We start from the raw sequence: 23201 nt of genomic DNA, 5'->3' as shown, positions 1-23201 counted from the left end.
CCGAAGCAGCACCGAGATGGCGATCGCGATAACGGCTTGGCGGGCATGCGTGGTGGGTGTCGGCATCGATGCGGCTGAAGTCCGACGCTGGTGCCATTGCGCTTGGCAGCTCACCCGAAAGAGTGAGCAATCCGCCTCACCATCAGGGGTGGGGCAATCGGAATGCTCGCCCCACCATGGCGCCATTCCCCCCGGAGACGCCGCATGGCAAGTCTGATTGCCGCTGGTCGCCCCGAACTGCATGCACGCGGGGCCAACGCACTGCACGCCCCACGCGCACGTGCCGTGGCAAGAGCGTTGCAGTACATCGACACGCATCTGTACGAGCCCATCGGAGTGACCCAACTGGCCGGTGCTGCCTGCATGAGCCGCTTCCATTTTGCACGCGTGTTTCGCGATGCGCTGGGCGCCAGCCCGATGGAGTACCTGCGGCGGCGCCGGCTCGAGCGTGCCCAGGCCATGCTGCGCGAAGGTCGCCACACCATCAGCCAGATCGCCACCGATCTGTGTTTCTTCGATCAAAGCCATTTTGTCCGCAGTTTCCGCAATGCCACCGGCTGCACACCGGCGCGCTTTGCCGCGCAGGTGGCCAACGATCCCTGCGCCGCGCGCACCGCATCGTGTACGCATCGGCAGCCCGCTGGTTCTTATTCATCCTCCCTGGAGCATCACGCATGACCACCGCCACCGCCGTCCCCGGTAAGTCCCTGTTGTCGCCCGGCGATCACACGCTGATCCTGATCGACCATCAATCGCAGATGGCGTTCGCCACGCACACCATCGACATCTCGGCGCTGCGCAACAACGTGTCGCTGATTGCCAAGGGCGCCAAAGGCTTCAAGGTGCCGGTGATTCTGACCACCGTTGCAGAGAAGTCGTTCTCCGGCCCGTTGTTTCCCGAGCTGCCGGAGATCTTTGCCGGCGAACCGGTGTTTGACCGCACCAGCATGAATGCCTGGGAAGACCAGGGCGTGATTGATCGCGTCAACGCCATCGGCAAGCAGCGTCTGGTGATTGCAGGGCTCTGGACCAGCGTGTGCATTGTCGGCCCGACGTTGTCGGCGATTGAGCAGGGGTTCGAGGTGTACGTCATCACTGATGCCTGCGGCGATGTGAGCGACGAAGCGCACGAGCGCGCGGTGACGCGGATGGTGCAGGCCGGTGCCGCGCCTATCACCAGCGTGCAGTACCTGCTGGAACTGCAGCGCGATTGGGCCCGCAGCGACACCTACGACCTCACCACCGGCATCGCACGTGCGCATGCCGGCGGCTATGGCATCGGCATTCAATACGCCAAGACCATGTTCGGCGCGCAGGAAGGCGGACATTGAACGCACCGGCACCACGCGGCCACGCCGGCCTTGCAGCGGCGTTATTGATGCTGCGCATTGCCGGCGGCGGCTTCCTGCTGCCGCATGGCCTGGGCAAGTTGCTGGGATGGTTCGGTGGACCGGGACTGACCGGGTTTGCCGCTGAATTACAGCAATTCGGCTTTCCGTCTGTACCGCCATTGCCGTTGCTGCTGGCGTTGGTGCAGACGCTCTCGGGGCTGGCGGTGTTACTGGGTCTGTGGACGCGCGCCAGTGCTGCGCTGGCAGCGGTGTTCATCGCCACCACCGTCGTGGTGGCCGTGCCCAAGGGCTGGTTCTGGATGCACGGTGGCATGGAATACCCGTCGATGTGGCTGCTGGTGTTGCTGGCCTTGGCCGCCGCCGGCGGTGGCGCGTGGTCGCTGGATGGGCTGCGCAGGAGTAGTGCGGCATGAGCGGCGCACCGAACGATCACGATGCCGGGCGGCGCCTGTGGATGCAGGGCGCCGCGGCCGGTCTTGCGTTGGGCGCATTGCCTAGCGCGTCGTCTGCTTCAAGGAAGTCTCCAATGGTCGATCTTGTTGTTCGCAATGCACGCATCACCACGCTCGATCCCCGTCAGCCCAGCGCCACTGCCATTGCAGTGGCCGATGGACGCATCGTGGCGGTGGGCGACGACGTGCAGATCATGGCGCTGGCAAACGGTGCCCGCAGCATCGATGCACAAGGCCGACGCCTGCTGCCCGGCCTCAATGACAGCCACACCCATTTGATTCGTGGCGGGCTCAACTACAACCTGGAGCTGCGCTGGGATGGCGTGCGCTCGCTTGCCGACGCGATGGCGATGTTGAAGGCGCAGGTTGACCGCACGCCCGCGCCGCAATGGGTGCGTGTGGTCGGTGGATTCACCGCGCATCAGTTCGTCGAGAAGCGCTTGCCGACCCTGGACGAGATCAATGCCATCGCGCCGGATACCCCGGTGTTTCTGTTGCACCTGTACGACCGCGCCTTGCTCAACCGCGCGGCCTTGCGCGCCTGTGGCTATGACAAGGCCACTGCGGACCCGCCCGGCGGGCGCATCGAGCGCGACAAGCTGGGCAATCCCACCGGCTTGCTGCTGGCCAAGCCGAATGCGCTGATTCTCTATGCCAGCCTGGCAAAGGGCCCGCGGCTACCGCTGGAATACCAAGCCAACTCCACGCGTCATTTCATGCGCGAACTCAACCGGCTGGGCATCACCTCGGTAATCGATGCCGGCGGTGGTTTCCAGAATTATCCGGAGGACTATCAGGTCATCGAACAGCTGCACGCAGCCGATCAATTGAGCGTGCGCATCGCCTACAACCTGTTCACTCAGAACAAGGGCAAGGAAGTCGACGACTTCCGCGGCTGGACCGAGATGCTGCCGGTACGTAAGGGCGACGATCTGCTGCGGCACAACGGCGCCGGCGAAATGCTGGTGTTTTCCGCTGCGGATTTCGAGCAGTTCAGCGAGCCGCGTCCGGAGCTGCCGCCGGAACTGGAGCCCGAGCTGGAGCAGGTGGTGCGCTTGCTGGTCGAAAAGCGTTGGCCATTCCGTATCCATGCCACCTACGACGAAAGCATTGGACGCATTCTCGATGTGTACGAAAAGGTCAACGCCGACATTCCGTTCGATGGCCTGCATTGGTTCATCGACCACGCCGAAACCATCACCCCGCGCAATATCGACCGCATCCGCGCATTGAACGGTGGTATCGCCGTGCAACACCGCATGGCGTATCAGGGCGAAGCGTTTGTCGAGCGCTATGGCGTGCAGGCCGCGCGGCACACGCCGCCGGTGCGCCACATGTTGGCCGCCGGCGTGCCGGTGGGCGCCGGCACCGACGCGACGCGCGTGGCCAGTTATAACCCCTGGGTGGCGCTGTCATGGTTGGTCACCGGACGCACGGTAGGCGGTCTGGCGTTGTACGGCGAAGAGAACCTGTTAGATCGTGAGCAGGCGTTGCGGTTGTGGACGCAGGGCAGTGCATGGTTCTCCGGCGACGAGAGCCGCAAGGGCACGCTGGCTACGGGGCAATTGGCCGACTTCATCGTGCTATCGGATGACTACTTCCGCGTCGACGATGCCGCCATTGCCGACATCACCAGCGTGCTGACCGTGCTGGGTGGGCGTGTGGTGCATGGCGATGGCGATTTTGCATCGCTGGCGCCGACCTTGCCGCCGGCGATGCCGGACTGGTCGCCGGTCAACCGTTTCGGCGGCTATCACGTGGGTGGTGCGGTCAGCGGGCTTGCCAGCGCCACGCAGATGCATACGCACGGCCATGGCTGTCGCGCGCACGGGCCGCATGGACACGCAGCGCAGCATGCTGCGCCCAGCGATGACCTGCGCGGCTTCTGGGGCGCATTGGGTTGCGCGTGTTTCGCGTTCTGAAATCGGCACGGTATCGATGCGCCTGCCGGCGCTTCTCATACCGCCACCTTGTTTGTTTCACCCCGTTCACTGGAGCCTTGCCGCGATGACTTCTTCTGCCGCACCCGCCGATGGTGGTGCCTGGGCGCCGCTGCGCGAGCCGATCTTTCGTGCCTTGTGGCTGGCCATTTTAGGCAGCAATATCGGTACCTGGATCAACGATGTCGCCGCGTCCTGGGTGATGGCCGAACAGACCGGCTCACCGTTGATGGTGGCGGCGGTGCAATCGGCCACCACCTTGCCGGTGGTGTTGTTCGCGCTGGTGGCCGGCACGCTGGCCGACATCGTCGACCGCCGTCGCTACCTGATGCTGACGCAAGGCTGGATGCTGCTGGTAGCCGGCGCGTTGGCCTTGCTTTCGCATCTGCAGTTGCTCACCCCGTGGGTACTGGTGGCATTGACCTTTGCGATGGGCATGGGCGCGGCGATGGCGATGCCCGCGCAGGCGGCGATCGTGTCGGAGCTTGTGCCGCGGCCAATGCTGGCCTCGGCGGTGGCGCTCAATTCGATCGGCATGAACATCGCTCGCTCGATCGGCCCGGCAGTTGGCGGTTTGATCGTGGCGCAATTCGGGCCGCCGTGGGCATTCTTGCTCAATGGCGTGACCTTCGGATTGATGCTGCTGGTGTTGTGGCGTTGGCGTCGCGATGTGCATGCGTCCGCGTTGCCGCCGGAGAGCTTCGGCGCGGGCTTGCGTGCCGGGCTTCGCTATGCCGCGCGGGCCGGGCGCCTGCAGGCGGTACTGATCAAGGCCGCCGGGTTTTTCCTGTTTGCCAGCGCCTTGACCGCATTGTTGCCGTTGGTGGTCCGTCGTGACATGCGGCTGGGCGCCGGCAGCTACGGCATCTTGCTCGGCTGCATCGGTGTCGGTGCGATCAGTGGCGCATTGTTGCTCCCACGCCTGCGTGCACGCTACGACCGCGATCTGCTGGTGTTCGTCGCCACCTTGGTCTGTGCCGCATCGCTGTTGGGGCTGGCGCTGTCGCGGCAGATCGGCGTGCTGTGCGTGGTGATGGTGGTCAACGGCCTGGCCTGGATCACCGTGCTGTCGTCCTTGCAGATCGCTGCGCAAACGGCGGTGCCGGCATGGGTGCGCGCACGTGCGTTGTCGCTCTATATCGTGGTGTTTTCCGCAGGCATGGCATCGGGTTCGTTGGTCTGGGGCGCGTTGGCGCAGCGCACCTCGATCGCGACCGCCTTGCAGATTGCTGCAGCCGGTGCGGTGCTCGCAGCACTGCTGGTCAAGCGCGCACGTATTGCCGGCACCGAGCAGCTGGACCTCGCGCCCGGCGGGCACTGGCCTACGCCGCCGCAATCGGATGCGGTCGAACACGATCGCGGCCCGGTGCTGGTGACGGTGGAATACCGCATCGCCACCGACGCGCGTGTGAGCTTCCTGCAATTGATGACGCAACTGGGTAATGCGCGGCGCCGTGATGGTGCGGTGGTCTGGGGCATCGCCGAAGACGCGGCAACGCCGGGCTTGCAACTGGAATATTTCATCGTCGCCTCGTGGCTGGAACATCTGCGCCAGCACGAGCGCGTCACCGGCGACGACCGCCAGTTGCAGGAGCAGATCCGCGCATTGCATCAAGGCGAGCGCGCGCCGGTGGTTCGCCACTTCGTCGGTGGCGGCGGTGCCGCGCTGCCGCCGCATGCCCATTCGGATATCTGATGACCATGAAGTGGATATTCTTCAGTGTTGTTGGATTGGGTGAGGTCATCGGCGAGTCGACCCTATTGGATGCTATTTCGTAGCAGCTGCAGGACTGCGTCGTGCCGGCCTATCGCAGAGTGGATGGTTTGGGTTTTTCAACAAGCAACCGGCACGCCTGGCGACGCGGTGTTCTCGTTCTTCAACAAAACTTCTAGTGAACTGTCTGGTGCGGTGTCCTTACCGCTTGCGGGACCGTGTGGCGGCATGGATGCCGCCACCGAGCCTCCATGGACGGATTCACGGCGTGTCCCGCGAGCGGTGAGGGCGCCGCGCACTCGAGGTCTTCGCGTTTGCTGCAGGGCCCTTGCCCGCCCACCCTCACGGGACACGCTGCAAGTACGTCCATGTAAGCTCCTTGGCAGCATCCATGCCGCCAAGGGTCCCGCGACGGTGAGCGGGCAAGGACCAGTCACGATGGTCGGCGCGCATAGCTTTCAATCAAACCACCAGCGAACTGTCTGGTGCGGTGTCCTTACCGCTTGCGGGACCGTGTGGCGGCATGGATGCCGCCACCGAGCCTCCATGGACGGATTCACGGCGTGTCCCGCAAGCGGTAAGGGCACCGCGCCCTCGACGCTGCACATTTCTGCAGGACCCTTGCCCGCCCACCATCGCAGAACCTGCTCCAAGTACGTCCCTGTACGCTCCGTGGCGGCATCCATGCCGCCAAGAGTCCCGCGACGGTGGGCGGGCAAGGACCAGGCGAGTTGATCGGTGCCCAGGGTTTCAGTACAGCAACCAGCAACGCCTAACCGCACAACGCGGTGGTTTCGCTCTTCAGCAAAAAACAGTAAACGATCTGGCGTGGTGAGGGGGCCGCGCCCTCGATCAACCAAGTTTCGACAGCGCCTGGCAATTGCTAACGAAGCTACGACGCTCACCGCTATGCGGCCGCGCCTCCTGTTCGAGGCGGCATGCGCCACCCGTACCCTGCGATTCCGAGCAAGCCATCTGCACTCATCTGACGGCTGCCCACGCTATTTTTTCCGCTGCTTCTAGATACAGCATCACCATCATCAAGATACAAAAAGGCCGACTCTCGCGAGCCGGCCTTTTTCCCAATCCATTCAAGCCCAATCAGGCTTTGGCAAATGCCAGCAGATCCTTGTTGAACTGATCGGCGTGGGTGATGGTCAACCCGTGCGGTGCGCCAGCGTAGATCTTCAGTTCGGCGTTCTTGATGATTTTGGCCGACAACTTGCCCGATGCGTCGATCGGCACGATCTGGTCGTCGTCGCCATGCACCACCAGCGCCGGCACGTCGATCTTCTTCAGGTCGGCGGTGTAATCGACCTCGGAGAATTCCTTGATGCAGTCGTACTGTCCCTTGTGGCCGCCCAGCATGCCCTGCAGCCAGAACGCATCGCGCATGCCCTGCGTGACCTTGTTGCCGTCGCGGTTGGCGCCGAAGAACGGCGTGGTCAGGTCTTGATAGAACTGCGAACGGTCCTTGGCAACGCCATCGCGAATGCCATCGAATACGCTCAGCGGCAGGCCGCCCGGATTGGTGGGGCTCTTGACCATCTGCGGCGGCACCGCACCCACCAGTACTACCTTGGCCACGCGCTTGCTGCCGTGGCGGCCAACGTAATGCGCCACTTCGCCGCCGCCGGTGGAATGGCCCACCAGGATCGCGTCCTTCAAATCCAGCGCGTCGAGCACTGCAGCCAGGTCGTCGGCATAGGTGTCCATGTCGTTACCGTCCCAGGTCTGCGACGAACGGCCATGGCTGCGGCGGTCGTGCGCGATCACGCGATAGCCATGTTGCCCCATGAACAGCATTTGCGGGTCCCAGGCATCGGCGCTGAGCGGCCAACCGTGTGCGAACACGACCGGCTGGCCCTTGCCCCAATCCTTGTAGAAGATATTGGCGCCGTCGGGGCGTTTGACGAAATTGGACATCGGGTTGACTCCGTGAGTGGAAGAGTGGGGTGGGTTAACTGAGGGGACACGTGCGGGAGATGCGGCGGAGGCGAACGCAGGCAACGAGAACGCTGCCACGGCGACCGTGCCGCCGATGAGAAAATTGCGGCGTCCGGCATCGGCCGGAGACGCCTCGAACGGATCCATAAACACTCCTGGGGCGAGAGGCATGCAGCCCGGCGGTTGCCCGACGCATGCACATCCTGCCTGCGCAGACCCGCGCCACGCTGAGTGATGCAAGCTACCGAGGTGCCGGTGCATGCGCGCAGTAAACCGTCTGCATGGCATCGCAGATTGCATCTGCGTGCGCTCTACAGGATTCTCCCGCAACACTGCGGATCAGATCGCTTGCTGTAAGCGATGCCGCGTCGTGGATCGGCCACAAATGCAGAGGCAATAGACAACCTGCGGCGCTGTGCGATCGCTACGCCGTGCACAGATGCCGGGCTCTGCAACACCGACGATGCCGCATCTCACCGACCTGGCACATTGCCCGATGCTCAGTGCAGTGCGGTGTCCCATAGCAGCTTGGCGTTCAAGACAACGATCACCGCCGCAATCACCCAGGCCAGGCGAACCAGCCAGGCCGGTGCCACCAGCGCACCCATCAGGGTGCGGTCCGAGACGAAGCGTACTAACGGAATCACCGCAAACGGCAATTGCATCGACAGCACCACCTGGCTCAGCACCAAGAGCCGCGCGGTGCCGGCCTCGCCGTACAACCAGGTCACCACGACGACGGGCACGATGGCAATGCCACGGGTGAGCAGGCGGCGCAGCCACGGCGGCAGGCGCAATTGCAGGAAGCCTTCCATCACGATCTGCCCGGCCAGCGTCGCGGTGACCGTCGAGTTGACGCCGGAGGCGAGCAGGGCGATCGCAAACAAGGTCGAGGCCAACCCCACACCCAGCATCGGCGCAAGCAGGGCATGCGCCTGTTCGATCTCCTGCACGTCGGTACGGCCCTGCGCATGGAACACCGCCGCCGCCAGGATCAGGATCGACGCGTTGATGAACAACGCGAACATCAGCGCCACGGTGCTGTCGGTCACTGCCCAGCGCAGCGCAGAGCGACGTCCATCGTCAGTGCGCGGGTAGGCGCGCGTCTGCACGATCGACGAATGCAGATACAGGTTATGCGGCATCACGGTGGCGCCGATGATGCCGATGGCCAGATACAGTACCTGTGGATCGGTGACCACTTGCGCACGCGGGATGAACCCACCCAGCACAGCGGCGATCGGCGGTGCCGCCAGGGCGATCTGGATGCCGAAGCAGACGAAGATGATCAGCAGCAACGCCATTACAAATGCTTCCAGTGCACGGAAGCCGCGATTCATCAGCAACAGCACTAGCACCACATCGATCGCGGTGATGATCGCGCCCACGGTCAGCGGAATGCCGAGCAACAACTTCAATGCGATCGCGGTGCCGATCACTTCGGCAAGATCGCAGGCGATGATCGCCAACTCGCACAGTCCCCACAGCGCCAGGTTCACGCCTCGTGGATAACGCGCCCGGCAGGCCTGCGCCAAATCCAGGCCGGTGGCGATGCCCAGCCGCGCCGACAGGCTCTGCAACACGATCGCCATGACATTGGACAGCAGGATCACCGACAGCAGCAGGTAGCCGAACTGCGAGCCGCCGGCCAGATCGGTCGCCCAGTTGCCTGGGTCCATGTAGCCCACCGAGACCATGTAGCCCGGGCCAAGGAAAGCCAGCAACCGGAACCACCAATGGCCGGTCTTGGGCACGGCTACGCTGGCGTGATGGTCGCCCAGCCCTCCGTTCGTAGGGGCGGGAGAACGCGCAGGGGGAAGAGTGTCGGCGGACATGCAAGGCAGGCAGCGAGGGTGGTTATCCGGATGATATAGCAAGTGCTATGCTATTGAGCATTGGCAAACTCAATCGTATTGATCGGCCGCGTGCTTCACACTACGCACCCCGGCACCGACGCCGGACGCGACGAAGAGGATGCGGGTGGGCAAGAGCGAAAAGCTGGAGGCGGCGACACCGTCCCTGATCGATGCACAGGTGCATATGGAGAGCTTCCGCCAGGTGCGCGAAGCGCGTCGCGCAGAGCTGGTCGAGGACTATGTGGAGCTGATCTCCGATCTATTGGTCGATGGCGGCGAAGCGCGCCAGGTCGATATCGCCGCGCGCCTGGGCGTGGCCCAGCCCACCGTAGCCAAGATGCTCAAGCGCCTGGTGCGCGACGGCTGGGTGGTGCAGCGCCCCTACCGCGGGGTGTTCCTGACTCCGGCCGGGGAAGCGTTGGCGGCCTCCAGTCGCCAGCGGCATCAGATCGTGGAGCGCTTCCTGCTTGCGCTGGGCATCGACGAAGCCACCGCACGCCGCGATGCGGAGGGCATCGAACACCATGTCAGCGAGGCCACCGTTGCCGCGTTCGCCGCGTTTCTCGATCGCCAGGGCGGCCTGGCGAAGTGAGTGTGCCGGCCGCACCGCTGGTCGATGCGCCGCAGGCGGCCATCGATACGCATTGGATGCAACACGCCCTGCAACTGGCCGAACGTGCCGAGCGCGACTATGACGAAATCCCGGTCGGGGCAGTGCTGATCGATGCCGAGGGCCAGGTACTGGGCGAGGGCTGGAACTACAACATTGCCAGTCACGACCCCAGCGCACATGCCGAGATCATGGCCATGCGCGAGGGCGGACGTCGTCTCGCCAATCACCGCCTGATCGGCTGCACCCTGTACGTCACGCTGGAGCCTTGCGCGATGTGCGCCATGGCGATGATTCATGCACGCATTGCACGCGTGGTGTTCGCCGCCAGCGACCCCAAGACCGGTGCCTGCGGCAGTGTCTTCGACCTGCTGGCCGACCCGCGGCACAACCATCGCGTGCACGTGGCAGGCGGCGTGCTGGCGGCAGAGGCAAGCCTGCGGCTGACCAATTACTTTCGCGCCAAGCGCGGCAAGCCGCCGCTCGTGCCCTGAGCGGCACGGCCGCGGTATGATGCGCGCCCTTTCAGCACCCCGGCCGGTAACGGCCTCCACAGGACGGTGATATGGCAGACAACGTTGCGGGCAACGACCGACTGATCTGGATCGATCTGGAAATGACCGGCCTGGATACCGATCGCGATTCGATCATCGAGATCGCCACCATCGTGACCGATGCCCAGTTGAACGTGCTTGCCGAAGGGCCGGAACTGGCCATCGCCCATCCGCTGGCCACGCTGGAAGCCATGGACGAATGGAACCGCAACCAGCACCGGCGTTCGGGCCTGTGGCAGCGCGTGCTCGACAGCCAGGTCACCCACGCCCAGGCCGAGGCGCAGACGGTGGCGTTTTTGGGCGAATGGATCCGCGCCGGTGCTTCGCCGATGTGTGGCAACTCGATCTGCCAGGATCGCCGCTTCCTGCACCGCCAGATGTCGCGCCTGGAGCGTTATTTCCACTACCGCAATCTCGATGTGTCCACCATCAAGGAGCTGGCGCGGCGCTGGGCACCGACGGTCGCCAACGGGTTTGCCAAGAGCTCGGCGCACACGGCGCTCAGCGATGTACGCGATTCCATCGACGAGCTGCGCCATTACCGCCAGTTCATGGGTGCGCTGGGCGGCGATACCGAGGCCGGCGCGCAGGGGTGATCCTGCAGAACGGCGATGCGTCTGGCGCGCTGCGAATCGCCGCGCCAACGCCAAGGCAGCCGTCGCACTCGCAGGAACATCGCAGCACGCAGTGAGTAAACATAAAAGGCCGCATCTTTCGATGCGGCCTTTTGCGTTTTACAGGTGACGCAGACCTTCAACGTGCCAACGGCGGCCCTTTGCTCAGGTCGCCATCGTCGGCGATGCCTTTGCGCAATAGATCAGAGATCGGCTTGCCATCCGCATCGTGGTGATACACATGCAGGTCGCGCTGCGGATACGGAATGTTGAGCCCGTTTTCCAGCAGCTGGTTGCGGATCTGCTCCAGCGTGGTGCTCTTGGCTGCGCCAAAATTGCCATTGGTGGCATAAGCGAACAACATCAGATCGACCGTGCTTTCGCCCAGGTTGGTCACCTGCACGAACGGTGCGGGCGAATCCAGGATGTTCGGATTGTCCTTGGCGATCTGCAACAGCAACTGCTGGGCTTTTTTCAGATCGTCCTGGTAACCCACGCCCACGGTTACTTCCAGGCGACGGTTGGGCAGGGTGCTGTAGTTGACGATCGGCGAAGTGGTGATGGTGCTATTGGGCAGGGTGATCATGCGTTCGTCGAAGGTACGCAGGCGGGTCTGGAAGATGCGGATTTCGTCCACGATGCCTTCCTGGCCTGCGATCACGACATGGTCGCCATCGCGCATCGGCCGCAGCACGATCAGCATCACGCCTGCAGCGATATTGGACAGCGAGTCCTTCAAGGCCAGGCCGACGGCCAGGCCGGCCGCACCCAGTACCGCGATCAGCGAGGTCGGCGGCACGCCGATCTTGCTCAACGCAGTGACGAAGACCAGCACCAACAACAACGCATACAACACATTGCGCAGGAAGTTGGTCAGCGTGATCTCGACGCGCGCGCGGGTCAGCGCACGGTGCAGCCACTGACTGAGTTGCTTGGCCAGCCACATGCCGACCACCACGATCAGCAGGGCCAATCCCCAGTTGAGCGCGTATTGCGCCCACGGGATGTTGGCCCAGTTGAACGCCGGCTCGGCCGCCTTGGCGGCCACCGGTTTTGCGGCAACCGCTCCCGCAGCCGCCGCCAACATCGCACCCAGCATCCCCATCAACTCTCGCTCTTCAACTTGGCCAGACGCAGCCAGGTATCGACCACGGTGTCAGGATTCAGCGACACCGACTCGATGCCTTCCTGCATCAACCACTCGGCCAGTTCCGGGTGATCCGACGGCCCCTGGCCGCAGATGCCCACGTACTTGCCCTTGGCGCGCGCGGACTTGATCGCCATCGACAGCAGCTTCTTGACCGCCGGATTCCGCTCGTCAAACAGGTGCGCCACGATCGACGAATCGCGGTCCAGGCCCAGGGTCAGCTGGGTCAGGTCGTTGGAGCCGATCGAGAAGCCGTCGAAGATTTCCAGGAATTCGTCGGCCAGCAGCGCGTTGGACGGCAGCTCGCACATCATGATGATCTTCAGGCCGTTCTCGCCTTGCTTGAGCCCATTCTGCTCCAGCACCTCGATCACCTTGCGGCCTTCTTCCAGCGTGCGCACGAACGGGATCATCACCCAGAGGTTGTCCAGGCCCATCTCGTTACGCACCTTCAGCACCGCCTTGCACTCCAGCGAGAACGCCTTGGTGAAGGACGGGTCGACGTAACGGCTAGCGCCGCGGAAGCCGATCATCGGGTTCTCTTCATGCGGCTCGTAACGCGAGCCACCGATCAGGTTGGCGTACTCGTTGGACTTGAAGTCCGACAAGCGCACGATCACGGTGTTCGGTGCCACCGACGCGGTCAGCGTGGCAATGCCTTCGGCCAGACGGTTCACATAGAAGCTGACCGGGTCGCCGTAGCCGGCAATCTTGGCGTCGATCTTCTTGCGGACGTCGGCGTCCTGCTTGTCGTATTCCAGCAGCGCGTTCGGATGGATGCCGATATGCGCGGCGATGATCATCTCGAGGCGCGCCAGGCCGATACCCGCATTGGGCAGCTGGCCGAAGTCGAAGGCGCGTTCCGGGTTGGCCACGTTCATCATGATCTTGAGCGGGGCAGGCGGCATGTTGCCCAGATCGGTGGTGGTGCGCTCGAACGGCAGCAGGCCGTCGTAGATGAAGCCGGTATCGCCTTCGGCGCAGCTCACCGTCACTTCCTGCCCGTCGCTGATCATGTCGGTGGCGTTGCCCGACCCGACCACGGCCGGCACGCCGAGTTCGCGCGCGATGATCGCCGCGTGGCAGGTACGGCCGCCACGGTTGGTGACGATCGCCGATGCACGCTTCATCACCGGCTCCCAATCGGGGTCGGTCATGTCCGCAATCAACACGTCGCCGGCCTGTACGCGGTTCATGTCGTCCAGGGAGCGCACCACGCGTGCCACGCCGCTGCCGATCTTGGCGCCGACCGCGCGGCCTTCGACCAGGATCTTGGCGTCCTTGGCCTCCAGCGAGAAGCGCTCGATCTGGGTGGCGTGGCTGCGCGACTTCACCGTTTCCGGGCGCGCCTGCACGATGAACAACTTGCCGCTCACACCGTCCTTGGCCCACTCGATATCCATCGGGCGGCCGTAATGCTTTTCGATCACCAGCGCCTGCTTGGAAAGCTCCTGCACATCTTCATCGCTGATCGAGAACGTGTTGCGCAGTTCCACCGGGGTGTCTTCGGTGCGCACGCGCTCGCCGGGCACATCCGAATACACCATGCGGATCGCCTTGCTGCCGAGCGAGCGACGCAGGATCGCCGGCTTGCCTGCGTTGAGGGTGGGCTTGTAGACGTAGAACTCGTCCGGGTTGACCGCGCCCTGCACGACCATCTCGCCCAGGCCGAAGCTGGAGGTGACGAACACCACATCGCGGAAGCCCGATTCGGTGTCCAGCGTGAACAGCACGCCGGCCGCACCGACGCCCGAGCGCACCATCAACTGCACGCCGGCCGACAGGAACACGTCTTCGTGCTTGAAGCCATGGTGCACGCGGTAGGCGATCGCGCGGTCGTTGTAGAGGCTGGCAAATACTTCCTTGACCTTGTGCACGACATCGTCGGCGCCGGTCACGTTGAGGAAGGTTTCCTGCTGGCCCGCAAACGAGGCATCCGGGAGGTCTTCCGCAGTGGCAGAAGAACGCACAGCCACGGCGACTTCGCCGCCGCCATTCTCCGCGCACAACTGCTCATAGGCAGTACGGATATCGCGGTCCAGTTCCGGCTGCAGCGGAGCATCGATCACCCAGCCACGAATTTCCTTGCCGGCCGCGGTGAGTGCGGTGACGTCCTCGACGTCCAGCGTTGCGAGCTTGTCGAAAATGCGCTTGGACAGATCGTTGTGCGCGATGAAGTCCTTGAAAGCTTCGGCAGTGGTCGCATATCCACCGGGAACCGAAACGCCCAGCCCGGCCAAGTTGCCGATCATCTCGCCGAGCGAGGAATTTTTACCGCCTACGCGGGCCAGATCGACCAGGCGTAGCTCATGCAACCACAGGATATTCTCGTTCAAGCGCGATGCTCCGTAAGGCCATCGCCCGAGCGGGCTGAATGGCCGCGACCGTAGGAAGAAGCCGCTATGATGCAGTGCACAGCGGAACCTGCACAAGCATGAACCCGTAACTTTTGGACACCAGTTCAAAGAGGTGGTCTTGATGTCAACAATCCGGCCGGTGTTTTACGTCTCCGATGGAACCGGTATCACCGCTGAAACGATTGGGCATAGCCTGCTCACCCAGTTCAGTGGATTCAACTTCGTCACCGACCGCATGTCGTTCATTGATGATGCAGAAAAAGCGCGCGATGCCGCGATGCGGGTGCGCGCTGCCGGTGAGCGGTACCAGGTGCGCCCGGTGGTGGTCAATTCCTGCGTCGATCCGCAGTTGAGCATGATCCTGGCTGAAAGCGGCGCGCTGATGCTGGATGTGTTTGCGCCCTTCATCGAGCCGCTGGAGCGCGAGCTCAATGCGCCGCGCCACTCACGTGTGGGTCGCGCGCACGGCATGGTCGACTTCGAGACCTATCACCGCCGCATCAATGCGATGAATTTCGCGCTGAGCCACGACGATGGCATTGCGCTCAACTATGACGAGGCCGACGTGATCCTGGTGGCGGTGTCGCGGGCGGGCAAGACGCCCACGTGCATCTATCTGGCCTTGCATTACGGCATCCGCGCCGCCAACTATCCGCTGACCGAAGAAGATCTGGAGAACGAACGGCTGCCGCCGCGTTTGCGCAACTACCGCAACAAATTGTTCGGCCTGACCATCGACCCGGAGCGTCTGCAGCAGATTCGTCAGGAGCGGCGTGCCAATTCGCGCTACAGCGCGGCAGAGACCTGCCGACGCGAGGTGGCAACCGCCGAGCGCATGTTCCAGATGGAGCGCATCCCAACGCTCAGTACCACCAACACCTCGATCGAAGAAATTTCCAGCAAGGTGTTGTCGACCCTGGGGCTGCAGCGGGAAATGTTCTGAGGCGGGGATCGGGATGGGGGGGATGCGGGATTGGGAAAGCGCGTTGCGGATTCACGACGCTGGACCGTCTTATGCACTGGGATGTGCTGGCAAGCTTCGGGGGAAACAAGCGGGCGGGGCAGTGCTCCGTCAAGGTTGGCCTGCTACTGGGCCCTCGTCAATGCTGCCCGTGCGGCAGCGCAGCGTGTAGGATCGGTGCATGGCCCAAGCATTGAGCAAACTCGAAATCATCCCCCGTCTGAGCCGGTTCGGCTGGCTGATGGGGTTGTATGCAGAAAACTTCCAGCATCTCACCCGGCTGTTCGCGCCGGCCGATCTGGCGCCTGGGTCGTATGTGTCGTCGATCGGCGACGGGCTGAACCTGCGGCTGGACGTGATCGAATGCCATCGTTACACCGTCGAACTGCGCCTGACCTACGACCTGTGCGACCCGGTGACCGGTGAGCCGGATCCATCTGCGTATGTGCGTCTGTACCGCGATGCCCGCCAGGCAGAGACCACGCATTGCTACGTGGGCCGCCGCTGGCAGGATGTGATGGGGATGTTTCCGCCGCCGGCCGAGCTGATCAGCCACCGCATGCGCATGAACACGTTCCTGGGCAAGTGGCTGGAATACCTGGCCGAACGCGGCCATGGTGTTGCCACGTTGCGGCTGGATACCGACTACGTTGCGCCGCCGCGGCCCAGCTCGCAGGCAGTTGTGGGTTAAGCACAATCAACCGAAGACACGTGCTCGCCATCAGCGAGCGCGGCTGTTGGCTGGAAACGGACGGGTCATCGAAGCGGGTCGAGACTGGCTCACGCCCTGGCGCACCGCGCAGCCAATGCACCCGCGCCGCTGTGCCATCGCACCTGTGCGACGCTTGCGTGACGCGGGAGACATGGCATCGGTCATACTGATGCGCTTCGCTGCGGATCGCGCACCATGCCCTATACCCCGATTGTCGCCACGCTTGGCTATCTGCTGTCGCCGGACGGCACGCAGGTGCTGATGATCCACCGCAATGCGCGCCCCGGCGATCAGCACCTGGGCAAGTACAACGGACTCGGCGGCAAGGTGGAGCCGGACGAAGATGTGTTGGCCTGCATGCGCCGCGAGATCCGCGAAGAAGCCGGCGTCGAGTGTGGCGACATGCAATTGCGCGGCACCATCAGCTGGCCCGGGTTCGGCAAGCAGGGCGAGGATTGGCTGGGTTTCGTCTTCCTGATCTGCAGCTTCGACGGCACGCCGCAGGCCTCCAACCCCGAAGGCACGCTGGAGTGGGTGCCCCTGGCGCAGATGGATCAGGTGCCGATGTGGGAGGGCGACCGCAATTTTCTGCCGCTGGTGTTCGATGGCGACCCGCGCCCGTTCCATGGCGTGATGCCGTATCGCGACGGGCGCATGCAATCGTGGAGCTATTCGCGCGTCTGATCGGCTGCGTGTTGGCTGTTTGCACCGCGGCCGCCGCATTCCGATCGAGTGGCGCACGCGCTCGCACATACCGGGTTCACCGATGCCGCCGGTGATCGTCGCCTCTACCAGGCCGCGACTCGCCGCACAGTTTTCCACATGCCCTGTGGATGGACGCTGCGCAAGTCTGTGGACAAGTGCGCAGGCGCCTTGGGGGCAACGCGTTTGCGCCGCCTGGTCAAAATTTCGCCAGTGCGTTTATTGGGCGGTCCAGCCGCCATCGATGGCGATGGATTGCCCGGTGATATTGCGTGCCGCATGCGACATCAGGAACGCCACCGTGCCGGCCAGCTCGTCGTACTCGATGAAGGCGCCCTTGGGCATCGGCTTGAGCATCACATCGCGGATCACCGCCTCTTCCGCAATGCCACGCGTGCGCGCCTGATCGGCGATCTGGCGCTCCACCAGCGGCGTGCGCACATAGCTGGGGCAGAGCGTGTTGACGGTGATGTCGCAGTCGGCGGTTTCCAGCGCGATCACCTTGGCCAGCCCCACCAGGCCATGCTTGGCGGCCACATACGCGCTCTTGTAGGGGCTGGCGACCAGCGAATGGATGCTGCCGATATTGACGATGCGCCCATAGCCTGCCGCGCGCATGCCCGGCAGCACGGCACGGCTGAGTCGCGCCGCGCCGGTCAGCATGACCTCGACCAGCAGCGCCCAACGCGGTATCGGGAAGTCTTCCAACGCGGCGACCTGTTGCAAGCCGGCGTTGTTCACCAGCACCTGCGGCGGGCGCGAGACGCTGGCCAACGCGTGCGTAATGCTGTGGTCGTCAGTGACATCCAGCACCAGAGCCTCGGCCGAGCCACCGGCGTTGCGTATGCGCTGTGCCGTGTGCGCTGCAGCGGCCTGGTCCAGGTCGCTGACCAGCAGATGGTGGCCGTCGCTTGCCAGATGGGTGGCGATGCCGGCGCCAATGCCGCTGCCCGCGCCGGTGATCAGGATGCTGCGCATCGGGTGTCCCTCACTATGATGCGCGGCCGGGAGCGGCCACGCTGATCGCCAGCCTAGCGGAGGACGGTGAAACGGTCGCCTGCGTGACGCGCGCGCGTTACCCTTTGCGCCTCGCTCTGATCAGGTTCCGCATGAAACGCCATTTTTCGATGCTGCGCGATTTCCAACTTGCGGACTGGTTCACGCTGGCCAACGCCTTCTGCGGGACCGGGGCGGTGTTCGCGGCAATGCGGTTCCTGCAGGAAGGGCACCGTGGCGATCTCCTGCTGGGCATGGCGCTGATTCCGCTGGCGTTCGTCTTCGACGCATTGGACGGCCATGTCGCGCGTTGGCGCAAGGCATCCTCCACCCTGGGCCGCGAGTTGGATTCGCTGGCGGACGTGATCTCCTTCGGCGTGGCGCCGGCGGCGCTGGGCTACGCCTGCGGCATGCGTGGCGGTTGGGACTGGCTGGTGCTGAGCTACTTCGTCTGCTGCGGCGTGAGCCGGCTGGCCCGCTACAACGTGACTGCCGAAGAGATCGCCGGCGAGGCCGACAAGGTGCCGTACTTCGAAGGCACGCCGATTCCGACCAGCCTGGTGCTGGTGATCCTGCTCGCGGTTGCCGCCAGCAGCGGCCATATCGGGCAAGCCCTATGGTGGGGGCAGTGGCAGCTGGGACCGTGGCAGTTCCACCCGTTGGTGCTGCTGTTCGCCTTCTCCGGCTCACTGATGATCAGCAAGACCTTGCGGATCCCCAAACCCTGAGCGGCACACCTGGTCACACGCGGTAGGATGGCTCGGTGGATCGTCACAGGAGGGCATGATGGCAAGCAGTGGTTCGGACAACGGCAGTGTCGACGACAAGGCGCGCCAGTATTGGGCCGCCTGGGGAGACGCCATGCGCCACGGCCAGTCTGGACCCGGCCGGCAGCCTCCGCCAGCAGCCGGCAGCGACGCTCCGCAGGACTGGCGCAAGGCGGTGGACTGGTGGTCGCAGCTGCTGCCCACTCAGGCCGCACCGCAGGCGCAGGAAGCCATCGACCGCTTCCGCACCCAGGCTGGAGGCTGGTTCGGCACCATGCAGCAGGTGGCCGGGCAGTTCGCCGGCCGCGATACCTCCGCCAGCGAAGTCTGCGATGCCTGGCGGCGCGCCGTGCAGGGGCAGGGCGAACAGCTGATGCAGTGGACGCTGGGCTCGCTGCGCGGCGGCAGCCCGGGCGGCTTCGACCCCTGGCTGCAGGAGGCGGCGCAGACGCTCGGCAAATGGCGCGAAGAAAACGCGCCGTGGCTGGACATGCCGGCCTTCGGCCTGAATCGCAATCATCAGGCGCGCCTACAGAAGTTGGCGCGCGCGCAACAAGACTATCAAGCGCAGTCGCAGGCCTACGGCGAGCAACTCAAGGCAGCGATCGAGCAGGCCTTTACCCGCTTCACCACCAAGTTGAGCGAGCACGAAAGCAGCGGCAGCCAGTTGACCAGCGCGCGCGCTTTGTTCGATCTGTGGATCGAGGCGGCCGAAGAATCCTATGCCGATGTGGCGTTGTCGGATCGGTTTCGTGACGTATACGGCGGCTTTGCCAACGCACATATGCGCTTGCGCGCGGCCTTGCAGGAAGAGGTGGAACAGCTCAGCGAGCGCTTCGGGATGCCGACACGCTCGGAGATGGATGCCGCGCATCGCCGTATCGCAGAACTGGAACGCGCGGTGCGACGGATGCTGCGCACCGCCGCCGGCACCAGCACCAGCACCAAGGCGGCTGGCACGCCCGCCGAAGACACCACAGCTGATCCGCAGGCCGCGCCCCAGCGTGCGGCGGCGCCTGCCGCTGCGCGCAAGCCGGCTGTTGCAGCCGGTGCAGTAAAAAAGACCGCGGCCCAAAACTCTGCGAACAAGAAAACCGCGCCTGCACCATCCGCGGTGAAAAAGCCCGCCACAGCGAAAGCTGCATCCAAACCCTCGTCCAGCAAGGCGTCCGGCGGTAAGCCGGCTGCACGCACACCACGTGGAGCCAAGGCATGAAAGGGCCATTGGGATTCAGCGCCGAAGACCTGATGCAGGAAACCCTCTCGCTGCAACGCAAGCTGCGCGAAGGCCTGAAGCTGTTGCCGGGTGTGGAGGACGTCGACTACGGCGTGACCGAACGCGAAGAAATCTGGCGCGATGGCAAGGTGGTGTTGTATCGCTTTGTCGGCGAGCAGGCGCCGGTGGCCAAGACGCCGCTGTTGATCGTGTATGCGCTGGTCAATCGTCCGTACATGGTGGACTTGCAGGCCGATCGATCGCTGGTCAAGGGCCTGCTGAGTCACGGCCAGGATGTCTACGTGTTGGACTGGGGTTACCCGGATCGCTCCGAGCGCTATCTCACGCTCGAGGATTATCTGCTGCGCTATATCGACGGCGCAGTGGATCACCTGCGTGCGCAATCGGGGTTGGATGCGGTGGACGTGCTCGGCATTTGCCAGGGCGGCACTTTCTCCCTATGCTACGCCGCGCTGCAACGGCACAAGGTGCGCAATCTGATCACCATGGTCACACCGGTGGATTTCCACACCCCAGACAACATGCTGTCTAACTGGGCGCGCATGGTCGATGTGGATCTGTTCGTGGACACCATGGGCAACGTGCCGGCGGATCTGATGAATGCCAGTTACCTGATGCTCAAGCCGTTCCGGCTCAACCTGCAGAAGTACGTCGGCTTGCTGGACATCCTCGACGACAAGCAGGCGCTGGAAGACTTCTTGCGGATGGAAAAGTGGATCTTCGATTCGCCGGATCTGGCGGGCGAAGCGTTCCGCGAATTCGTGACGTTGTTCTACCAGCGCAATGGGCTGGTCACCGGTCAGGTGAGCATCGGCGGGCAAGCGGTGGACTTGCAGGACGTCGACATGCCGGTGCTCAACATCTATGCCGAACACGATCATCTGGTGCCGCCGGATGCCTCGCGCGCGTTGCGTGAGCTGGTTGGCAGCGACGATTACAGCGAACTGAGTTTCCGCGGTGGGCATATCGGGATCTACGTATCCGGACGTGCCCAGCGCGAGGTGCCGGGGGCAATCCATCGCTGGTTGCAAGAGCGCGACCGCAGCGCCTGATGCGTTGCCCGCAACCGCGCAGATCTGCATGCGGTCGCACGCCGTCGTCCATCACGGCCCGCTGCCAAACGGCTTTTTAGACTGCTTGCTACGTTTCAAGGAGCCTTCTCATGGCCACCACTGCACTGTCCCGTTCCCTCAACGACCGCATGATCGCCGGTGTGGTCGGAGGCATCGCGCGCCGTTTCGCCTGGAGCTCCACGCTGCTGCGCATCTTGTTTGTGATTGTCTCGATCGCCTCGGCCGCGTTCCCCGGCATCCTGGTCTATCTGATTCTGTGGCTGCTGATCCCCAATCAGGCCGACTGAGCCCGTCGCGGCACGCGCGATCGGCATTGGTGGTGCTGGGTGCGTTGTGGACGCTGCCCAATACTGCGCTTGGCCTGTTGATCGGCGCTATCGGCAGTTGTTTCGGGGCGCGACCGTGCTGGTCGGCACAGGAGCTTGCGCTTGTCTTTCATGCCTGGCCCTGGGGGCCGGGCGGGGCGATGACACTGGGCAATGTGATCCTGCTCAAGGGAACGTCGCTGGATCTGCAATGCAGCACCTATGCGCACGCCGCCGGCCGTTGCGAGCATCCGCCGGTGCGTCTGGGCGATCACGAGCGCGCCCATGTCTATCAATACATGCTGCTAGGTCCGTTATTCCTGCCGGTGTATCTAGCGTGCGGTGGCATCCATGTGCGCAATCCGCTGGAACGGGCGGCCGACACCTACGCGATGCACGGCCGTGGTTGGTGGCCATGGTCGTTCTAGCCACTCCATCGGCGAACGATTAGTAAGCCACTGCGCAGCTGCCATGCCAGCGCGGTCGGTGCTCGATGCATGGAAACCGCACGCTCCGGAGGCGGCGTGTTGTCCACCACAGCCTGACAACTGCTGGTTATGGCGGTCGTGCATGGCTGCGAGCAGCGCGCTCGGCGCCTGCGTCGCAGCAAGGCGGGCCTCAACCCAATCGCGAAAACCCGAACAGCTCGGACAACGGATGCGGCTTGCCTTCCAGTTGCGCACGCAGCAGGCCGGCACCGATGGCGCTGTAGGTGATGCCGTTGCCGCCGTAGGCCATCGCAAACGCGACGCGCGGCCCTAGCTCGGTATGCGTGCCGAAGAACGGCAGGCCGTCGGCGGTTTCGGCGAACGTGCCGCCCCACGAAAACACCGGGCGCAGACGCACGTCCGGCATGGTCTCGCCGATCTTTTTCAGCAAAATCTTCATTTTGCTTTGCACGCGTGCGTCGCGGCGCGCGGGGATGTCCATGCTGTCGTCTTCGCCGCCCGCTATCACGCGTCCGTCGGGCGTGCTGCGCACGTACAGATAGGGGCGTGCGCTCTCCCACATCATGGTGTGCTTAAGCGCGCCCATTTCGTTGTCGTGCAGCGGGTCGGTCACGAAGGCGTAGCTGCTGCGGTTGCGTGCTACACGCTGCGACAGCCATTGCCGGTTTCCATAGCCTGCCGCCATGATCACGTGTTTGGCGCGCAGGATGACTCCTTCCTGCGTGCGTAGTTCGACATGTTGATCGTGCGGGACGATGGAGGCGATGGTGGTGCGATCGAAGATGCGTGCGCCGTATTGCTCGCATTCGGCAAACAGCCGATAGCACAGCCTGTACGGGTCGACGCTGGCGGCCAGGCGGCTGAGGATCGCGCCGTGGGAGCGTACGCCATAGTGATGCCACAACGGTTCGCGGTCGATCCATTCCACCGGGAGTCCATGTTGCTGACGTGCATCGAGCTCCTGACGTAGTCCTTTGAGGTCGCGCGCACGGCTGGCGTAGTACAGGCTGTCCTGGCGGGTGAAGTCGCAGCCGCCCAAGCTCTCGCACAGTTCCTGTAGATCGACGATGGCCCGCGCACAAGCGTTGTAAGCGAGCGCGGCAGACCGCATGCCATATTGCTTGGCAAGGTCGATCATCAGCGTATCGATTTCGTACTGAAGCAATGCCGTGCTGGCAGATGTGCTCCCCCATCCGATTTCGCGTTGTTCGATCACCACCACCTCGTGGCCATTGCGCAGCAGCTCGTGGGCGATCAACGCTGCAGTCACGCCACCGCCCACAATCACCACCTCGCTCCGGGTGTCTTGCTCCAGCCGTGGATAGGTACGCGTCAATCCGTTACGGATCGACCAGAACGGGTAGCCACTTTTGAGGTCCATGCGATGTCGTGCAAACGGGTGAGCTCGCATTGGGCGGTCAAGCGGGGTGAAGCGTTGGTGAGGCGAGCTCGGCTT

Annotated in this window: 22 protein-coding genes; 16 read left to right on the top strand and 6 right to left on the bottom strand. The window is 63.9% G+C overall.

Features of this window, described 5'->3' with window-relative positions:
• The first annotated feature begins 237 nt into the window (after positions 1-237).
• From BJD12_RS02440 to BJD12_RS02420, 5 genes are all read left to right on the top strand, one after another.
• The gene (locus tag BJD12_RS02440) at positions 238-678 is read left to right on the top strand and encodes a helix-turn-helix transcriptional regulator (protein ID WP_039425868.1); all 441 of its coding nucleotides are present in this window, start codon (positions 238-240) and stop codon (positions 676-678) included.
• Positions 675-1331 carry a hydrolase gene (locus BJD12_RS02435; protein WP_005992321.1) on the top strand — a complete coding sequence of 219 codons (657 nt, stop codon included), beginning with the start codon at positions 675-677 and terminating at the stop codon, positions 1329-1331. Before BJD12_RS02440 ends, BJD12_RS02435 begins: the two co-directional genes overlap by 4 nt.
• Positions 1328-1765, top strand: coding sequence for a DoxX family protein (locus BJD12_RS02430; protein WP_005992323.1), 438 nt, complete (start codon positions 1328-1330; stop codon positions 1763-1765). The genes BJD12_RS02435 and BJD12_RS02430 overlap by 4 nt, the downstream gene beginning before the upstream one ends.
• A gap of 113 nt (positions 1766-1878) precedes the next feature.
• Entirely contained in the window at positions 1879-3726 is a 1848-nt protein-coding gene (locus BJD12_RS02425) for an amidohydrolase (protein WP_005992325.1), read from the top strand.
• 85 nt (positions 3727-3811) lie between these two features.
• Positions 3812-5440 carry an MFS transporter gene (locus BJD12_RS02420; RefSeq protein ID WP_005992327.1) on the top strand — a complete coding sequence of 543 codons (1629 nt, stop codon included), beginning with the start codon at positions 3812-3814 and terminating at the stop codon, positions 5438-5440.
• Positions 5441-6559: 1119 nt separating this feature from the next.
• Here BJD12_RS02420 and BJD12_RS02410 read toward each other — a convergent pair.
• Positions 6560-7384 carry an alpha/beta fold hydrolase gene (locus BJD12_RS02410; RefSeq protein ID WP_005995398.1) on the bottom strand — a complete coding sequence of 275 codons (825 nt, stop codon included), beginning with the start codon at positions 7382-7384 and terminating at the stop codon, positions 6560-6562.
• Positions 7385-7905: 521 nt separating this feature from the next.
• The gene (locus BJD12_RS02405; protein WP_005995399.1) at positions 7906-9240 is read right to left on the bottom strand and encodes an Nramp family divalent metal transporter; all 1335 of its coding nucleotides are present in this window, start codon (positions 9238-9240) and stop codon (positions 7906-7908) included.
• A 145-nt stretch (positions 9241-9385) separates the two neighbouring features.
• Between BJD12_RS02405 and mntR the strand changes: the two genes are divergently transcribed.
• The 3 genes from mntR (at position 9386) to orn (ending at position 11021) form a co-directional block, all read left to right on the top strand.
• On the top strand, positions 9386-9853 hold the full coding sequence (gene mntR / locus BJD12_RS02400) for a manganese-binding transcriptional regulator MntR (protein ID WP_039424111.1): 468 nt from the start codon (positions 9386-9388) through the stop codon (positions 9851-9853).
• 56 nt (positions 9854-9909) lie between these two features.
• Entirely contained in the window at positions 9910-10365 is a 456-nt protein-coding gene (gene tadA, locus BJD12_RS02395) for a tRNA adenosine(34) deaminase TadA (protein ID WP_206501087.1), read from the top strand.
• 71 nt (positions 10366-10436) lie between these two features.
• Positions 10437-11021 carry an oligoribonuclease gene (gene orn / locus BJD12_RS02390; protein ID WP_005995404.1) on the top strand — a complete coding sequence of 195 codons (585 nt, stop codon included), beginning with the start codon at positions 10437-10439 and terminating at the stop codon, positions 11019-11021.
• Positions 11022-11178: 157 nt separating this feature from the next.
• On the opposite strand, the gene BJD12_RS02385 is transcribed toward orn, so the two are convergent.
• Positions 11179-12144 (bottom strand): mechanosensitive ion channel family protein, encoded by a 966-nt coding sequence (locus BJD12_RS02385; RefSeq protein ID WP_005995405.1) that lies wholly within the window; start codon positions 12142-12144, stop codon positions 11179-11181.
• Entirely contained in the window at positions 12144-14522 is a 2379-nt protein-coding gene (gene ppsA / locus BJD12_RS02380; RefSeq protein ID WP_005995407.1) for a phosphoenolpyruvate synthase, read from the bottom strand. The genes BJD12_RS02385 and ppsA overlap by 1 nt, the downstream gene beginning before the upstream one ends.
• Positions 14523-14664: 142 nt before the next feature.
• Here ppsA and ppsR point away from each other — a divergent pair, with 142 nt between their 5' ends.
• The 3 genes from ppsR (at position 14665) to BJD12_RS02365 (ending at position 16900) form a co-directional block, all read left to right on the top strand.
• Positions 14665-15486 carry a posphoenolpyruvate synthetase regulatory kinase/phosphorylase PpsR gene (gene ppsR / locus BJD12_RS02375; protein WP_005995409.1) on the top strand — a complete coding sequence of 274 codons (822 nt, stop codon included), beginning with the start codon at positions 14665-14667 and terminating at the stop codon, positions 15484-15486.
• Between the two features lie 199 nt (positions 15487-15685).
• The gene (locus tag BJD12_RS02370) at positions 15686-16195 is read left to right on the top strand and encodes a DUF1249 domain-containing protein (protein ID WP_005995410.1); all 510 of its coding nucleotides are present in this window, start codon (positions 15686-15688) and stop codon (positions 16193-16195) included.
• A 216-nt stretch (positions 16196-16411) separates the two neighbouring features.
• Complete coding sequence (locus BJD12_RS02365; RefSeq protein ID WP_005995411.1) at positions 16412-16900, top strand: NUDIX hydrolase; 489 nt, start codon at positions 16412-16414, stop codon at positions 16898-16900.
• 237 nt (positions 16901-17137) lie between these two features.
• Here the strand turns inward: BJD12_RS02365 and BJD12_RS02360 are convergent, their stop codons facing one another.
• Positions 17138-17896, bottom strand: coding sequence for a 3-hydroxybutyrate dehydrogenase (locus BJD12_RS02360; RefSeq protein ID WP_005995412.1), 759 nt, complete (start codon positions 17894-17896; stop codon positions 17138-17140).
• Positions 17897-18027: 131 nt separating this feature from the next.
• Here BJD12_RS02360 and BJD12_RS02355 point away from each other — a divergent pair, with 131 nt between their 5' ends.
• The 5 genes from BJD12_RS02355 (at position 18028) to BJD12_RS02335 (ending at position 21724) form a co-directional block, all read left to right on the top strand.
• A complete protein-coding gene (locus BJD12_RS02355) occupies positions 18028-18642 on the top strand; it encodes a CDP-alcohol phosphatidyltransferase family protein (protein WP_042828364.1) in 615 nt (204 codons plus the stop codon).
• A gap of 55 nt (positions 18643-18697) precedes the next feature.
• Entirely contained in the window at positions 18698-19897 is a 1200-nt protein-coding gene (gene phaE / locus BJD12_RS02350; RefSeq protein ID WP_005995414.1) for a class III poly(R)-hydroxyalkanoic acid synthase subunit PhaE, read from the top strand.
• The gene (locus BJD12_RS02345; RefSeq protein WP_005995415.1) at positions 19894-20970 is read left to right on the top strand and encodes a class III poly(R)-hydroxyalkanoic acid synthase subunit PhaC; all 1077 of its coding nucleotides are present in this window, start codon (positions 19894-19896) and stop codon (positions 20968-20970) included. The genes phaE and BJD12_RS02345 overlap by 4 nt, the downstream gene beginning before the upstream one ends.
• Before the next feature lie 110 nt (positions 20971-21080).
• Positions 21081-21278, top strand: a complete 198-nt coding sequence (locus BJD12_RS02340; RefSeq protein WP_005995416.1) for a PspC domain-containing protein — start codon at positions 21081-21083, stop codon at positions 21276-21278.
• On the top strand, positions 21248-21724 hold the full coding sequence (locus tag BJD12_RS02335; RefSeq protein WP_074059299.1) for a hypothetical protein: 477 nt from the start codon (positions 21248-21250) through the stop codon (positions 21722-21724). The genes BJD12_RS02340 and BJD12_RS02335 overlap by 31 nt, the downstream gene beginning before the upstream one ends.
• Before the next feature lie 190 nt (positions 21725-21914).
• Here BJD12_RS02335 and BJD12_RS02330 read toward each other — a convergent pair whose 3' ends face one another.
• Positions 21915-23126, bottom strand: a complete 1212-nt coding sequence (locus BJD12_RS02330) for an NAD(P)/FAD-dependent oxidoreductase (protein ID WP_005995418.1) — start codon at positions 23124-23126, stop codon at positions 21915-21917.
• Positions 23127-23201: the final 75 nt, after the last annotated feature.

The organism is Xanthomonas vesicatoria ATCC 35937 (genome assembly GCF_001908725.1).
Classification (GTDB): Bacteria; Pseudomonadota; Gammaproteobacteria; order Xanthomonadales; family Xanthomonadaceae; genus Xanthomonas; species Xanthomonas vesicatoria.
Note: the sequence above shows the minus strand (reverse complement) of the source record. Positions and strands in the feature narration are given on the sequence as shown.